The 16,384-nt window shown below is 66.4% G+C and carries 8 protein-coding genes; 7 read left to right on the forward strand and 1 reads right to left on the reverse strand.

Annotation, left to right across the window (positions count from 1 at the left end; all coding sequences use genetic code 11):
- Nucleotide 1 precedes the first annotated feature (1 nt).
- Nucleotides 2-2,866, reverse strand: a complete 2,865-nt coding sequence (locus tag FA89_RS18470; protein WP_051938964.1) for an autotransporter serine protease — start codon at nucleotides 2,864-2,866, stop codon at nucleotides 2-4.
- Nucleotides 2,867-3,080: 214 nt separating this feature from the next.
- Here FA89_RS18470 and FA89_RS18475 point away from each other — a divergent pair, with 214 nt between their 5' ends.
- The 7 genes from FA89_RS18475 to FA89_RS18505 all read left to right on the forward strand — a co-directional run bounded on the left by FA89_RS18475 (nucleotide 3,081) and on the right by FA89_RS18505 (nucleotide 16,377).
- The gene (locus FA89_RS18475) at nucleotides 3,081-4,256 is read left to right on the forward strand and encodes an acetyl-CoA C-acyltransferase (RefSeq protein WP_081916756.1); all 1,176 of its coding nucleotides are present in this window, start codon (nucleotides 3,081-3,083) and stop codon (nucleotides 4,254-4,256) included.
- A gap of 162 nt (nucleotides 4,257-4,418) precedes the next feature.
- Complete coding sequence (locus FA89_RS18480) at nucleotides 4,419-4,805, forward strand: hypothetical protein (RefSeq protein ID WP_036143086.1); 387 nt, start codon at nucleotides 4,419-4,421, stop codon at nucleotides 4,803-4,805.
- Nucleotides 4,806-4,932: 127 nt separating this feature from the next.
- A complete protein-coding gene (locus FA89_RS18485; protein ID WP_036143088.1) occupies nucleotides 4,933-6,540 on the forward strand; it encodes a carboxyl transferase domain-containing protein in 1,608 nt (535 codons plus the stop codon).
- Nucleotides 6,541-6,636: 96 nt separating this feature from the next.
- Entirely contained in the window at nucleotides 6,637-7,983 is a 1,347-nt protein-coding gene (gene xseA / locus FA89_RS18490; RefSeq protein WP_036143090.1) for an exodeoxyribonuclease VII large subunit, read from the forward strand.
- Nucleotides 7,984-8,058: 75 nt separating this feature from the next.
- Entirely contained in the window at nucleotides 8,059-9,489 is a 1,431-nt protein-coding gene (locus tag FA89_RS18495) for an aldehyde dehydrogenase family protein (protein ID WP_036143092.1), read from the forward strand.
- A 13-nt stretch (nucleotides 9,490-9,502) separates the two neighbouring features.
- Nucleotides 9,503-10,933, forward strand: coding sequence for an esterase/lipase family protein (locus tag FA89_RS18500; protein ID WP_036143093.1), 1,431 nt, complete (start codon nucleotides 9,503-9,505; stop codon nucleotides 10,931-10,933).
- Nucleotides 10,934-11,148: 215 nt separating this feature from the next.
- Entirely contained in the window at nucleotides 11,149-16,377 is a 5,229-nt protein-coding gene (locus FA89_RS18505) for an RHS repeat-associated core domain-containing protein (protein WP_036143095.1), read from the forward strand.
- The last annotated feature ends 7 nt before the right edge of the window (nucleotides 16,378-16,384 follow it).

Below are 16,384 nucleotides of genomic sequence, written 5' to 3' on the forward strand. Positions count from 1 at the left end.
CTCACCAGGCCATGCGGAAACTCGCGTTCGCCGAACGCGAGTGATCCCGGTCCGCGAAGCGCTGGTCCACGTTGAAACCGAGCTGCGTGCTCGCCGTCATGTCCCAGCCCAGCGACATGCCGGCGGTGCCCGCGCGACGCGACAGGCCGATGCCGTCGACCGGCGCCCACTGGGCAAAGCCGGTGTAGCGCGCAGCGAAAACCTCACCCTTGGTCGCGAAGGCGTTCTGCCAGCCGAGCTTCGCATCCAGGTGCAGCGTGCCGCGCGAGGTCAGCCACGAACTGCCGGCACGCAGGCCGAAACCCGCCTGCCAGCGCGAGGTGGTGTGCCCATCGGCGGTCAGGCCGAAGCCGTCGCCACCGCTCTCGGAGAAACCGTCGCGACGGATGCTGGCGTACTGCACGTTGGCGAACGGCGTGACGGTGAAGGCACCGGCCTGGCTGCGGAAGCCCACCTCGCCATACGCGGAGTTGTAGCTGCCGTTCTGGTCGCTGCCCGCGAAGGCGGCCTGATCACCGAAGCGCAGCAGCCGTCGCATATCGCCGCGGAAGTTGCCGAAGCCGACCTGGCCGACGCCATACCACTGGGCACCGCGCGAACCGGCGTAGAACATGCCCGCGGTGGAGCGGCTGCGCTGGCTGTCGAAGCTGCCATTCAACTGGCCGCGACTGGACATCTGCGCCACGGCGACACCGGCAAAACCGTTGATACCCAGACGGACATCGTGGCCCGCCAGGCCACCGTTGAGGTTGAAGCCGACGTTGCCGTAACCGCCGCGGCTCATGCCGCCCTGATAGCCGAGCGACTGCGTCCACGCGCCCGTGCCCTGCTGGTCGAGGTGGGCGATCAGCGCATCGTTGCCGGCATCGATCCCGGCCAGCGTCACCGCCGTGCCCGCCGCGTACAGCTGACCGGACAGGGATTCCAGCGAGGCCTTGGCCACCGCATCGGTACGCGACTGCTGGATCTGCCCCGCCGCCACAAGCGTGCCGGTGGATGGCACAGCGACGGATGCGGCGGGCGACGCGAGCGCGCCCTGGATCTGCTCGAACGCGCCATCCAGCCGCGTGGCCGAGGTCATGGCTGCCGCCGACCCGGACATGACGGCGCTGGCGCCGGCCACCGCGGTCACCTTCAGGCTGGTGGTGTCGACCCAGATTTCCTTCGGCGCGTACTGCACCGTGGCGCTGAGGAATACGCCCGGCGCCAGCGTGGTCGAGGTAAAGCGCCCCGACACCGCGTTGGCGGTCAACACCGACTGGTGACTGGTCACGGTGTAGCCCGGCGTAGCGCCGGCGATGTAGAGGTCGCCGCTGTACAACTGCGCGGTTCCGTTCACCGTCACCGGCGCACCGAGCAGGACAGACAGCCGCGACACGCCGTAGATCGTCAGGTCGCCGTTGATTTGCGTCGGGTGCGCGGTGAGTTGCAAGGTGCCGAACACATCGACGTGGCTACGGCTGGTTCCGGAACCACCACGCCCGATGTCGCCATGGACGATAGCCGTCGCTCCGGTGCCGGGGATGGTGCCGTCGATCTTCAAAGTATCGGGCACGTCGTTCATCACTTCCACGGTGCTGCTGCCGCCGACCGTCAGAGGGCCGAAGCTGTTCTTTCCGGTCAGCGTGAGCTTGCCGCTGCCCAGGACGTTGAGGTCGCCGCTGCCGGAGATGTCGTTGGAGAAGGTGACGTTAGCCGTGCCGATGTCCGCGTTGAATCGCCCGAAGTCCAGCCGTGAGGGACCGAGGATCGCCTTGCCCAGGTTGAGCCGCCCGTTGCCGTACACGGCATCCACGCCGGGATCGCCCAGGTCGTCCGCCGTGCCGAGGATCAGCTGGCGCAGGCTGTCGCTGTTGAATCGCGGGAACGTGGACGAGAGCACGGCGGCGGCACCGGCCACCTGCGGGGCGGCCAGCGAGGTACCGGTCCACACCTGGTAGGCCGGCTTCGCCGCCGTGGACGACGCGGCCAGCGTGACGACGGCGCCGGGCGCCGCGACGCAGAAGGCCTTCGCATCGCCGCAGCGGTTAGAATAGGACGCGATCTGGCTGGTGTTGTTGCTGTCCAGCGCGACCACGGCGATCCATCCGCCGGTGAGGTTGGGCACGCGCAACGGCAACGCGGCGATGTCGGACGGATTGGCCCGGCCGTCGTTGCCCGCGGCGAAGACGTAGAGGGTATCGAGCGTAAAGGCGTGCCGGTAGGCCGTGGCAAAGCTCGCCGTGACCGTGGTGTCGGCGGCATCCCAGTACACCCCGCCCCACGAGTTGTTGGAGATGCGTGCGCCGGCCTGGTAGACCGCATCGTTGACGCTGCCCAGCGGGTCCGCCGAGGTCACCTTGTTGCCGTTGCCCGAGCCGTCGTCCTTGGGCTCGGTGTCGCTGACGATGCGTGCCGAGACGATCGTCGCATCGGGCGCCACACCACCGGCGAACTGGCCGAACGGACGACCGGCCGCGATCTCGGCGACGGCCGTGCCGTGGCCGACCACGTCGTCGACATTGAGGTTGTTCGCGCGCGGGTCGACGTAGTTGAGCTTGGCCACCACCCGCCCCGACAAGGCCGGGCTGGCGGCGGTGACGCCGCTGTCGACGATACCGATAACGGCACCCGTGCCGGTCAGCTTCGCCGCGTGGGCCACGTCGGCACCGGTGGCGGTCAGCTGCACGTCGGCCGGCGGCTGCGGCTCGGTGGGCGCCGTGGGCGTGGTGGGCTGCGACGGTGTGCTGGGCGGCTGCGGCGTGACCGTTTTGGGAATGTTGTAGCTCGGCACGCTGCCGCCACCACCACCGCAGGCGGTCAAGCCCAGGCTCACGCACACAGCCAGCGCGATCTCGCGCCGACGCGGCAGATTCGTCGTGTTCACGTTGTTCCCCTGATATGACGTCAATGTCTCACGCCCGTCCTCGACGGGCGTATCAGGGCGGATGGTGCCACAACACATTGCGAAAAACCTCACCGACCGTGCAGAAGTTCGACGCATGTCGCAGCGCAGATTGCCCCCCGCGCGCCGCCACTGCGATACTCGACGGGTTTCCGTCCCGTAAGGGGCGGCCATAACGATGTCCCACGGAGTCTCCATGTCTGAGATCGTCATCGCGGGCGCCAAGCGCACCGCCATCGGTTCCTTCCTCGGTCAGTTCACCGGCGTCCCCACGCCCACGCTCGGCGCCGTCGCCATCAAGGCGGCGCTGGAACAGGCGGGCATCGCGCCGGCCGACGTCAGCGAAGTCATCATGGGCTGCGTGCTGCCCGCCAACCTCGGCCAGGCCCCCGCGCGTCAGGCGTCGCTGCAGGCCGGGCTGCCCACCTCGGCGGGCTGCACCACCATCAACAAGGTGTGCGGTTCCGGCATGAAGGCCATGATGCTGGCCCACGACCTGATCAAGGCCGGGTCCGCCGCCATCGTGGTGGCCGGCGGCATGGAATCGATGACCAATGCGCCACACATGGTCAACGCGCGCACGGGCATCCGCTACGGCGACGGCCAGCTGGTCGACCACATGGCATGGGACGGCCTGACCAACCCGTACGACGGCCAGTCGATGGGTGTGTTCGGCGAGCAGTGCGCCGACAAGTACCACTTCACCCGCGAGGAACAGGACGCCTTCGCCATCGCCTCCGTCGAGCGCGCCAAGGCCGCCCAGGCGTCCTCCGCCTTCGCCGGCGAAATCGTTCCGGTGACTGTGCAGGGCCGCAAGGGCGCGCAGGATTTTGTCGAGGACGAGCAGCCGGGACGCTCCGATACGGCAAAGATCCCCACCCTGCGCGCCGCGTTCCGCAAGGAAAACGGCACGATCACAGCGGCCAGTTCATCCAGCATTTCCGATGGCGCGGCCGCACTGGTGATGCTTTCGGCCGATGACGCGAAGGCCCGCGGCGTCACCGCGCTGGCACGCGTCGTGGCCCACGCCACGCATTCGCAGGCGCCGGAGTGGTTCACCACGGCCCCGGTCGGCGCGATTTCCAAGGTGCTGGAAAAGGCCGGCTGGTCGGTCGGCGACGTAGATCTGTTCGAGATCAACGAGGCGTTTGCCGTCGTGCCGATGGCCGTCATGCGCGAGCTGGACGTGCCCCACGAGAAGGTCAACGTCAACGGCGGCGCCTGTGCGCTGGGCCATCCGATCGGCGCCAGCGGTGCCCGGATCGTGGTCACCCTTCTCAATGCGTTGACGGCCCGTGGCGCAAAAAGGGGCGTCGCCGCGCTATGCATCGGTGGCGGCGAGGCCACGGCAATCGCCATCGAAGTGGTGTAAAACCGGGGTCGACGCATTATTTCCAGGCATTGAACCGCAATCACGCCAAATACATGGGCTTTAATGCCCACTGAAGCGGCACGATGAGGTTTATAGCTAAGTTACGATAACTAGGCTTTAATACGCCCGCCTCACGGCATTCCACGGCTAAGGAGAAACATAATGAATTTGACGCGTACCCTTCTCGCCTCTGCGCTCGTCGCGCTTCTGGCAGCTTGCAGCAACGGCGCGCAGGATTCCGCGCAGGATGCCCAGAAGTCGGCTTCCGACGCCCAGCAGCAGGCTGACAAGGCCCAGCAGGCCGCCGACCAGTCGGCCAATGCCGCCACCACGCAGGCTGCCGACCAGGCTCAGCAGTCCGCCGACCAGGCCAAGGCTGCTGCCAACCAGGCTTCGCAGGCCGCTTCGGCCTCGACGGCCGGTGGCACCCCGGAAGCTGCCAAGGACGCCGCTGCCAACGCTGCTGATCAGGCCGACAAGTCGGCTGACCAGGCGAAGGACGCTGCTTCCAACGCGGATAGCGCCAAGGACGACAGCACCAAGAAGTAAGCCGCAAGGTTTGCCTCGCTGTCGAGACGGCCACCTTCGGGTGGCCGTTTTTTTTGGCGCATTGCAGCGTTTGCCCACCTCGCGCGACCGCTATCATGGTCGTTTCGTCATAGCGCGAACGCCCACCATGCCCATTCTCGATTCGCAGCTCGATACCCGGTCGGCCGAGTTCCAGGCCGCCAGCCAGCGCTTGCGCGCACTGACCGACGACCTGCGCACCACCCTGGCACGTACCGCCGAGGGCGGTGGCGCCAAGGCCCGCGAGAAACACGTGGCCCGCGGCAAACTGCTGCCCCGCGAGCGCATCGCCGCCCTGCTCGACCCCGGTTCGCCCTTCCTCGAGATCGCCCCCCTGGCCGCGCATGGCATGTACGACGACGCCGCGCCGGCCGCGGGCGTCATCGCCGGCATCGGCCGGGTAAGGGGGCAGGAGGTGGTGGTGCTTGCCAACGATGCGACGGTCAAGGGCGGCACGTACTTCCCGATGACGGTGAAGAAGCACCTGCGCGCGCAGGAAGTGGCGATGGAGAACCGTTTGCCCTGCGTCTATCTGGTGGATTCCGGCGGCGCGTTCCTGCCGCTGCAGGACGAGGTGTTCCCCGATCGCGAACATTTCGGTCGTATCTTCTACAACCAGGCGCGCATGAGTGCCCAGGGCATTCCCCAGATCGCGGTGGTGATGGGCTCGTGCACCGCCGGCGGTGCCTATGTGCCGGCCATGAGCGACGAGACCATCATCGTGCGCGAGCAGGGCACGATCTTCCTCGGTGGCCCGCCGCTGGTGAAGGCCGCCACCGGCGAGGTGGTGGATGCCGAGGCGCTGGGCGGTGCCGACGTGCATACGTCGGTATCGGGAGTGGCCGATCATTTTGCCGAGAACGACGCGCATGCGCTGGCAATCGCCCGTGACATCGTCGGCGCGCTCAACCGCGTGAAGCAGCAGCCGCTGGCCGTGCGTACGCCGCGCGAGCCACGCTTTGCCGCCGAGGAACTGTACGGCGTGATCCCCGAGGACACGCGCCGCCCGTTCGACATCCACGAGGTGATCGCGCGGGTGGTCGACGACTCGGAGTTCCACGAGTTCAAGGCGCGCTACGGCAAGACGCTGGTCACCGGCTTCGCGCATATCCACGGCTACCCCGTGGGCATCGTGGCCAACAACGGCATCCTGTTCGGAGAATCCGCGCAGAAGGGCGCTCACTTCATCGAACTGTGCAACCAGCGCAACGTGCCCCTGGTGTTCCTGCAGAACATCACCGGCTTCATGGTCGGACGCAAATACGAGAACGCCGGCATCGCCAAGGACGGCGCGAAGATGGTCACGGCGGTGGCCTGTTCGCACGTGCCCAAGTTCACCGTGGTGATCGGCGGCAGCTTCGGTGCCGGCAACTACGCGATGTGCGGCCGAGCGTATGGCGCGCGCTTCCTGTGGATGTGGCCCAACGCGCGTATCAGCGTCATGGGCGGCGAACAGGCCGCCTCGGTGCTGGCCACCGTTCGCCGTGACGGCATCGAGGCCGGCGGTGGCCAGTGGAGCGCCGAGGAGGAGGAAGCCTTCAAGGCCCCCGTGCGCGACCAGTACGAACGCCAGGGGCATCCCTACTACGCCAGCGCGCGCCTGTGGGACGACGGCATCATCGATCCGGCCGATACGCGGCGGGTGCTCGGCCTGGCGATCTCGGCCTCGCTCAATGCGCCCATCGAGCAGGGTCGCTTCGGCGTGTTCCGCATGTAATGCGTTAAGCGTCAGGCGTAAACCGTTAGGCGATAAGGCATTCGGCGCGCGCTAACGCTTTACGGTTCACGGTTGACGCTTTACGCTTCACGGTCCATGTCCGCCTTCGACGACCGCGCGCCCCCCGAGATATTCACGCCCTCCGGCCTGAACCGGCTGGTGCGCGACCTGCTGGAAGACGCCCTGCCCATGGGCGTGTGGATCGAGGGCGAGCTGTCCAACGTCGCCCGCCCCGCTTCCGGCCATGTCTATTTCACGCTGAAGGACGCCAGCGCCCAGGTGCGCTGTGCGATGTTCCGCACCGCCGCCTCGCGCCTTCGCTTCCGTCCGACGGACGGCATGCACGTGCTGATGCGGGCCAAGGTCGGGCTGTACGAGGCACGCGGCGAGTTCCAGCTGGTCGCCGACCACATGGAGCCCGCGGGCGAAGGCGCGTTACAGCGCGAGTTCGAGCAACTCAAGGCACGACTGGGCGCCGAAGGCCTGTTCAATGCGGAGCGCAAGCGCGCCCTGCCGGCGTTCCCGCGCCGCATCGGCGTCATCACCTCGCCCTCGGGCGCGGCGGTCCGCGACGTGCTCAGTGTGCTGGGCCGGCGCTTTCCGCTCGCCGAAGTGGACGTGCTGCCCGTGCCCGTGCAGGGCCGCGAGGCCCCGCCCGCGATCGCGGCCATGCTGCGCAAGGCCTCCGCCTGCGGCCGCTACGACGTGGTGCTGGTCACCCGTGGCGGTGGCTCGCTCGAAGACCTCTGGGCGTTCAACGACGAGGACGTGGCCCGTGCCATCCATGCCAGCGCGGTGCCGGTGGTCTCGGCCGTGGGCCACGAGGTGGACTTCACCATCGCCGACTTCGTGGCCGACCTGCGCGCGGCCACCCCCTCGGCCGCGGCGGAACTGCTGGTGCCGGACGGCGTCGACCTGCAACACCGCCTCGATCGCCTGCGCCAGCGCATGACCACCCTGACCACGCGTCGCCTGCAGGCCGCTGCGCAACGGGCGGACCACTGGCAGGCGCGGCTGAACGCACAACGCCCGCAGGCGCGCCTGGCGCGCGATGGCCAGCGCCTGGAAGCGCTGCACCGACGGCTGGTCATGACGGCCGGCCAGGCCGGCGCCTTGCGTCGCGCACGGCTGGAACGCTTGCAGGCGCGGCTTGCCGCGCAACACCCGCGCCTGCGACTGGCGCCGTCGCAGCGACGCCTCGCCGACCTGCGCCAGCGGCTGGCGGCGTCCATGGCACGACGCCTGGAACGCCAGCGCGCCCGCCTGACGGAACAGGCGCGCACCCTGCATGCGGTCAGCCCGCTGGCCACGCTGGAACGCGGCTACGCCATCGTGTTCGACCAACGCGACGGTATCGTGCGTCGCGCCGGCGATGTCGCCGTGGGTGAGCGGCTGCGCGTGATGCTGGGCGACGGCGAACTGCACGTACGCCGCGACGACTGAACCCGCCCGGGTCTATACAGCCACTGAACACCGCCGACGGCATCATGGCGGATCGCTCACGACGAGGCCCGCGCCATGCTCGAGAAGAGCTACCCCTACTACGTGGCCAACAAGGCCCGTAAGACCGGCAAGAAGCTGGATGTTCTGGACAAGTACACCGGCAAGGTCGCGACGCGCGTCGCCCTGCCCGACGCCGCTGCGCTGGAACAGGCCATCGCGGCGGCCCATGCGGCCACCCGCCCGATGAAACAGTTCAAGCCCTACCAGCGCCAGGCCGTGCTGGAGCATTGCGTGCGCCGCTTCGGCGAGCGCCGCGACGAACTGGCCTATGCCCTGTGCGTGGAAGCGGGCAAGCCGATCAACGACGCGGCCGGCGAAGTCACCCGGCTGATCGAGACGTTCAAGATCGCCGCGGAGGAAGCCGTGCGGATCAACGGCGAGACGATCAACCTGGAGATCTCCGCACGCGCTGCCGGGTACCACGGCTACACGCGGCGCGTGCCGCTGGGCGCCGTGTCGTTCATCACGCCGTTCAATTTTCCGCTGAACCTGGTCGCGCACAAGGTCGCGCCGGCCATCGCCGCCGGCTGCCCGTTCGTATTGAAGCCGTCTGAGCGCACCCCGCTGGGCGCCCTGATCATCGGGCAGATCCTGGCCGAGACCGATCTGCCTAAAGGCGCGTTCTCGGTGCTGCCACTGGACGGCAAGCATGCCGACCCGCTGGTCACCGACCCGCGCTTCAAGCTGTTGTCCTTCACCGGCGGCCTGATCGGCTGGGACCTGAAAGCCCGCGCCGGTCAGAAGAAGGTGACGTTGGAACTGGGCGGCAACGCCGCATGCATCGTGGACAGCGACCAGGCCATCCATCTGGATGCGGTGGTCGAGCGTCTTGTGTTCGGCGCGTTTTACCAATCGGGGCAAAGTTGCATCAGCGTGCAGCGCATCCTCGTCCACGACGACGTGTACGACGCACTGCGCCGCAAGCTGGTGGCCAGGGTACGCACGCTCAAGGCGGGCGATCCGAAGAAGAAGACCACCTTCCTGGGGCCCATGATCGACGAGGCCGCCGCGGCGCGCCTGGAAGGCTGGGTGAAGGAAGCCAGGCAAGGCGGCGCACGGGTGCTGTGCGGCGGCGGCCGCAAGGGCGCCATGCTGGAAGCGACGCTGCTGGAGAACGTGCCGCACGACGCGAAGTTGCAGCGCATGGAGGCGTTCGGCCCGGTCGCATCCATCCAGCGCTTCCTCTCCTTCGACGAGGCGCTGGCCACGGTGAACGACTCGGACTTCGGCCTGCAGGCGGGCATCTTCACCAACGACCTGCGCCACGCGATGCGCGCGTGGGACGAACTCGAGCAAGGCGGCGTCATCGTCAACGACGTGCCCAGTTTCCGCGTGGACAACATGCCGTATGGCGGCGCGAAGTCCTCCGGTATCGGCAGGGAGGGCGTGCGCTACGCCATCGATGACATGAGCGAGACACGACTGATGGTCATCCGCGACGTCTGACGAGGAAACAGGCATGGCTACCCTGGTTTTCGTGCACGGCTGGAGCGTTACCGATACATCCACCTACGGCAGCCTGCCGCGGGCACTGGCCGACCGCGCGGCGCAAGCGGGCGCGCCATTGCGGATCGTGGACATCCGGCTGTCGGAGTACGTCACCTTCGACGACCGCGTCACCATGGAGGATATCGTGCGCGCATTCGATCACGCCCTGCGCGGGTTGCAGCTGGCCGATGGCACGTTCGACTGCATCACCCACTCCACCGGCGGCACGGTGGCCGTCGCCTGGTTGAACGCACAGCGCGATCGCCCCACCCTCTACGCGCCGATCCGGCTGCGCCATCTGGTGATGCTCGCCTCCGCGCACTTCGGTTCCGCCCTGGCTGCCCTGGGCAAGGGCGTGGTCGGTCGATTGAAGGCCTGGTTCAATGGCGTCGAGCCGGGACAGCGTATCCTCGACTGGCTGGAGCACGGCAGCCCCGAGTCGCTGGCGCAGGCGTTGCATGTCATCCATGGTCCGGACTACGCCACGCACGGCACCTATCTCTTCGACCTGATCGGCGATCGCCCGGATCGCAAGCTCTACGATTACGTCAACTCGTACACCGGCGAGGACGGCTCCGACGGCGTGATCCGCCTGGCGGCGGCCAACCTCAACGCACGGCATGTGGTGCTGACGCAGGATCGTGCCAGCGCCACGCTATCGATGACGACCGCGAAAGCGCCGCGTACCGCGTTCAAGCTGCTGGCCGGCCTGTCCCACTCCGGCGGCGACCACGGCATCATGGCCGCCGAACCGCCGTCACTGCTCACCGTCGAGACGATCATGCGCTGCTTCGCCGTGGATTCCCCGGCCGCCTATACGACGCTGTGTGATGCGTTCGCCGCGGAAAACGCGCGGCGCGACCGTGACAAGGTCGAGGTGGAAACCAAGCTGCTTACCACGCGCACGCACATCCACGATCCGCACAGCCTGCTGATCTTCCGGCTGCTGGACGATCGCGGCGAGCCGCTGCCGCAGGCGCACTTCCTGCTGACAGCGGGACCCACCGCGTCGCCCAACGACCTGCCACCGGGCTTCTCCACCGACCGGCAGGCCAACGCGCGCAGCCCGGCCACGGTCACCCTGTTCCTGAACCACGCGCTCCTGGCCGGCGATGGGCCCGTCGTGGATCCGCGCGATGCAGGCAAGGTTCTGCGTGAGGCGCAGCCCTCGCATGCGCCTTACGGCGTACGGATCGACCCGGTGGACCCCACGGGGCTGATCGGCCATGTGGTCGCCTCCACCCTGCCGCGTGACGACCTGCTCGCGGTGCTGGGCGCGCATGAGACCACGATTCTCGACGTGGTGTTGTCCCGCCGCGTGGCCGAGGGTGTGTTTCGTTTCACCACCGACCTGACACCGGCAAATTTCCGCACGCCGGTCGCGGGCGCGGATCTTCCCTGAGAGACGCGAACGAGCGAAGGGGCGCCCTGTGGCGAAGACGCTGCTCCTACGACTTCCGGCCTACTGGACGTGAGATGAGCTTCGTACTATCACGGAACGGAGAGCAACGCAGGCCATGGCGGCCAAGGAAGCACGCCATGACATGGAAAGTCAGCTGATCGCCGACAAGCGCGGCGCAGTCGCACTACGCATGGACAGCACAAGGAATCTCACCCGTGACGGACCAACCCCAGCGTGACTCCGCGCTCCTCGCGAAGGACGATTTTTACTCCAACGCGTTCGGCTTCTACAGTCACATCAGCGGCGCCGTCGATCCGCGCACAGGTATGTATTCGGCGACGATCGACCTGCCCACCGGTAAAGGCAACCGGCTGCGCGGCCCTCACCTTGAATTCCGCCTGAGCTACAGCGCGTTGAACCCCAACGACGACGGTTTCGGCGTGGGCTGGCGCCTCGGCCTGACCGAGCTGAATCGCATTAACAACATGCTCACCCTGGGCGACGGCGACAGCCACCGCATCGAGTGGTCTTTCACCGACACCCCCGCAACCTTCCCCGATCGGAAGCTGGAGAGCTTCCGGCTCGTCCCGGGCGCCGGCAACCTCACCGCGGTGCTCACCCACGCGACCGGCGTGATCGAGTACCTGGAACCGACGCCAGCGAACCCTTATGTCATGCGCCCCGTGCGCATCGTCATCCCGAGCGGCGACGCCATCCACCTTACCTGGGAACTTGGGCCCCACGGTGGGGCGGTGCTGACCCGCGTCACCGACGATGAGGGCGTCGAGATTTTGCGCCTGGCCTATCCCAAACTTGACGAGATACAGCTGCGCATTTCAACAGGATTCACCGGTCCCGTGGACATGAACTTCGAGCGCCTCGGCGATGATCTCGTGCGCATACGCATCCCGGCGATCATGGAGCTCAACGCCGGGACCACGGCAGAGGAAGACGAACCCGTCTGGGTGTTCGGCTACCGCAATACCCTGGACGCACCGTACCTGCGGATGCTCACCTCGATCGTGTCGCCGGATGGCATCCAGGAGCAGGTCGACTACGCCGAGCTTGCCCTCGAGTTGCCGCGAGGCGCGCCGCGGCGCTACATGCCAGCCGTTGCGGAGCGCCGCCGCACGCTCGTCGCAGCACCGGTGCGGCCACGCCAGCACGGTCCGCGCGCCGTGCGCTCGCGCTTCGTCCAGACCAGCAGCTACACCTATGGCAACCACGGCTACAACAATTTCTATGGCTTCCCGCTCGTGCCCGACTGGCAAAGCCGCGACGACCAGCTCATGCAGCACGGCAACGCCGACGGCTTCCTCTACGGCTCGACCGAAACCCAGCGCGATGAGGACGATAGCGTGCTATGCACCATCCATCGCGACTACAACCATTTCCATCTGCTGACCGCCGAAACCACCCGGCGCGGGCACGTGGTCCAGACGATCGCCACCACCTATGGCGAAGTGAGGGGCAGACCGTTTCGCGATCAGCCGACCAGCTTCCAGCTGCCGCACACGATCGACACGACCCTCTACGACGACCGCAATGACACCATCCGACAGGTCATCGTCGCCCAGACTACCTACGACGACTACGGCAATGTTCTGAGCCGATGCGACGGCGCCTCCGGCGTCACCGAGCGCTCGGCGTACTACCCGCTCGACGGTGAGCCAGGGGCGTGTCCGCCCGATCCATTCCAACTCACGCGCCGGCTCAAGCAACAGACCGTCGAAGCGGGTCCGGGCGGCGGCCCCACGCTCAGCACCTATTACCGTTACTGCGACGTACCACTGCGCCAACGCGCCGGAGAAGCGGACGGCGTCTACGTTCAGGCCTGCGGCGAATGGACCACGCTCGACGATACCGGGGAAATACTGACCGAAAGCCAGCAGGGCTTCATCCTCGACCAGGGCGACCAGCATGGCGCCATTGCCTGGGAGACCCGCACTCAGGACGGCCTGACCGAGCGCCGGGATTTTTCCTATCGCGCCGAGGCTCCCGATACGCTGACTACCCGCACCGTGAACACTACGCACGACGGCCTGATCACCGCCGAGGAGGAAACGCTGACGCTGGTGGGTGGCCTGACCAGGCAGACCCAGGACGCCTTAGGCAACAATGTCCGGTTTACCTACGACTCGCTCACTCGTCCTGAAAAACAAACACGTTTTCGTAGTCGCGACGAAGAAATCGTCGTCGGCCGCTCCAAATATTTCGTGACCAATAAAGAGCGGTGGATAGGTCGTTCCGGCATTACCGGCTTGCTGCACCGCGCATGGCTGGACGAGCAAGGTCGCTTGATCGAGCAGGAAGAGCCCCTGCCCGATGGCGGTGCGATGACGGTACGGGAGGTGGTCTACAACGCCTTCGGCGAAACGATCGAAGACATCGCTTTCGACCGTCTGGCGCCCGACAGAACGCTCGCCCTGGTCTCCCGCTTCACCTATGACGACTGGGGTCAATGCAACGACATCACCTTGCCCGACGGCAGCCATATCCGCAGCGAAACCGCACTGATCGAACGTTCAGGGGAGGTACTTAGCCGCACCACGACCTGGCGGGAAGCGGACGGTCAGCGTGTGGGCGGCTGGCAGTCCACCGATACCGATGCGGCTGGCAGGCAGCGATGTGCGGAAACTGGCGTATGGGATGCGGAGGGAAACCGCCTTCCTACGGCGACGGCGGCCTGGCGCTACGACGGGCTCGGCCGCTGCGTCGAGACGATCGATGCGATGAACCTCGTCACGCTGCAGACCTGGGATCACTTCGGTCGTCTGATCCGGACCACACTTCCGGACGCAACAGGCATCGTTCGCCGCTATGCACCGGGCGGCGGCGAGTCGGTTGCCAGCATCGAGGTCACGCCGCCGGGCGAGGAAGCGGGCACGGTCATAGGTACCCGGCGGCATGACGGCCTGGGCCGGATGACCGAAGAAGCGGCCGGCAGCCTTGTCACGCAGCTGTTTTACAAGCCGGGGCAGATCCGTGCGACCACCGAGCGGCACCCCGGCGGGGGGATGATCGAGCGAACCTACGATCCATGGCTTGACGAAGCACTTCTCAGCGAGGTGCTGTTGGGAAGCCCGCCGGTCATGCTGAAGCAGGCGACTTACGATCCCAAGCTTGGCACACCGATTTCCTTCAGTTCCGACAGTGCCGCGATGGCCATGCGCACGGACTACCTGGGCCGCATAACGGAGCAGCAGGTGACCGTGGGCGCCGCGCCGTCCCGCTCCACGAAGGCCGAGGTTTCACCGGGCGGTATCGAGCTAAACAAGACCGGTGCAGACGGTATGCGGCAGGTCTTCGATTGCGACGATCAAGGGAGGCTCATCGGCACAAAGCATTGTGCGCCCGACGGCGAGGTCCTGCTGGATATCGCATTCGTTTACGACGCCCTGTCCCGCTCCGTCTCGCGGACGGCACGCGATGTCAGCGGTTCGGTCGCCGAAGCGGTGTCCTACGACGAACTCGGCCGTCTGGCCAGCACCACCTGGACCTACGACGCGGGCGGTACAGCCGGACGACGCAAGCTGGTATTCGCATGGCGCGAAGACAACAAGCTGGTCGGCAAGCGTTGGTATGGCGACGACGATCGATGGCTTCGCGACGAGGCCATGGACTACGACAAGCGTGGTCGGCTCATAGATCACCAGATCCTTGCTCACACGACGGACGAGTTTCCCATCGACGATGCCGGAAAGGCCTACCGCCAGCAGTGCTTCGTCTATGACTGTCTCGACAATCTGCTGAGCGTGACGACGACACTGTGCGATGGGCAGGTCAACGTCACGACCTACGAGTACGACGACATCGACCGCGACCGACTGACCGGCGTGAGCAGCACCTTGCCTGGGTACCCCGGCTACGGGGTCAAACTTGCGCTGCGCTACGACGGAAACGGCAACGTGGTCGATGACGGAGAAGGACGCGCACTTGCCTGGGATGCCGCCGGTCGCCTGACCTCGATGCGCTTGCCGGATGGTAAGGTCATCGAGTATGGCTACGGTCCCGACGGGCGCATCGCGCAGCTGCGTCGGAGCGACCGTACCCACTTCCGTTACTACGACGACGGACAACTGTATGGCGAGTTTTCCGATGACGAGCAGCGACGTTATTTCCGCGCGAGCGGAACCGTTGTCGCCGAGAGCCGCCTCGCCCCGGCCATCCGCGCGATGTGGCTGCTTGGTAGCGACCCGCAGGGCTCGGTGATCGTCGAGGCAGGCGAGCACGTGACCTTTCGCACGTATGGGGCTTACGGAGGTCGGGACACGGCCACTGGCGGCGCACGTACGGGCTTCGCCGGTGAAGTCGGCGAGGAGGACACCGGCTGGTACCTGCTGGGTAGCCGGCTGTACTCACCGACGCTTCGCCGTTTCCTCAGTCCCGACGGCGCCAGTCCATTCGACGCAGGTGGGCTGAACCGCTATGCCTACTGCGCCGGCGACCCGATCAATCGTGTCGATCCCAGCGGCGGCGCCTGGTGGGACTGGATCGGCGTGGCCGTGGGTGTGATCGCCGCCGCCGTCGCCGTCGCCGCGACGGGCGGCACCCTGCTGGGCGTCGTTGCGGCCGCTGCCGCAGGCAGCATCACGGCCGCCGTTTCCACGCCAACCATGGCGGCCATGGCAGCGTCTGTCGTACTCGAAATAACCTCCGTCGCCGTGGAGATCGGTTCGGCAGCGGCCGCGGAAGTCGGCGACGAGGGTACCGCTGGTATCCTCGGCTGGCTGGCGCTGGGAACAGGGTTGGCCGCTGGGGCCCTGTCCGCCGCACCCTCCGCGGCGTCAAGGGCTTCCCGCTTCATCGGAAACGGGCCCGTCGTGGCACAGAAACGAGCGATCGGTTCCCTACCGCCGTTACCCGGCCTGAGCAAGCAAGGGGCGGGCTACAGCAGGCGGACGTATAAGTACGCCGGAGGGAGACAAGTCAAATCCTATACCGTGTCCAGGCGGGCAGCCGGCAACGAGATCAGACTTCACTACGATGATAAAAAGAAACAGTTCATCGACGAGCTCAAGCCAGTTTGGTCGAGGATCCCTAACGGAGCCGGAGGTTATGTGTACGCTCCCCACACCAGCATCCGCGGACCCGATGTCAGCGAACTCTTGAAGGAAATTCCGCGAAATGACGGAAAAAACGTCATTATTCTCACGGGTGTGCACGGGAACGAGGCGGGATTCAACTGGTTTTTTGGCAGAAGAGTTCTCTCCGACAGCGCGTTATACCGTGACGACACGCATAGGCTCACGAACTATTCGCTCAGGTCAGGGAGAAACCAGGCAGATATACAAATCACCGATATCGGATGGAAGAGTAGCCAGGAAATAAGGGATCTGTGGAATACCGATGCCCACGTCGTGTACGCGACATGCTTCGGCGCAGCAGATGCAAAACTCATGAAGGCATTCGGTATCGACCGCGTCAAAGTTTTCGACCTGTGAGTGACGC

Source organism: Luteibacter sp. 9135, from assembly GCF_000745005.1.
GTDB lineage: Bacteria > Pseudomonadota > Gammaproteobacteria > Xanthomonadales > Rhodanobacteraceae > Luteibacter.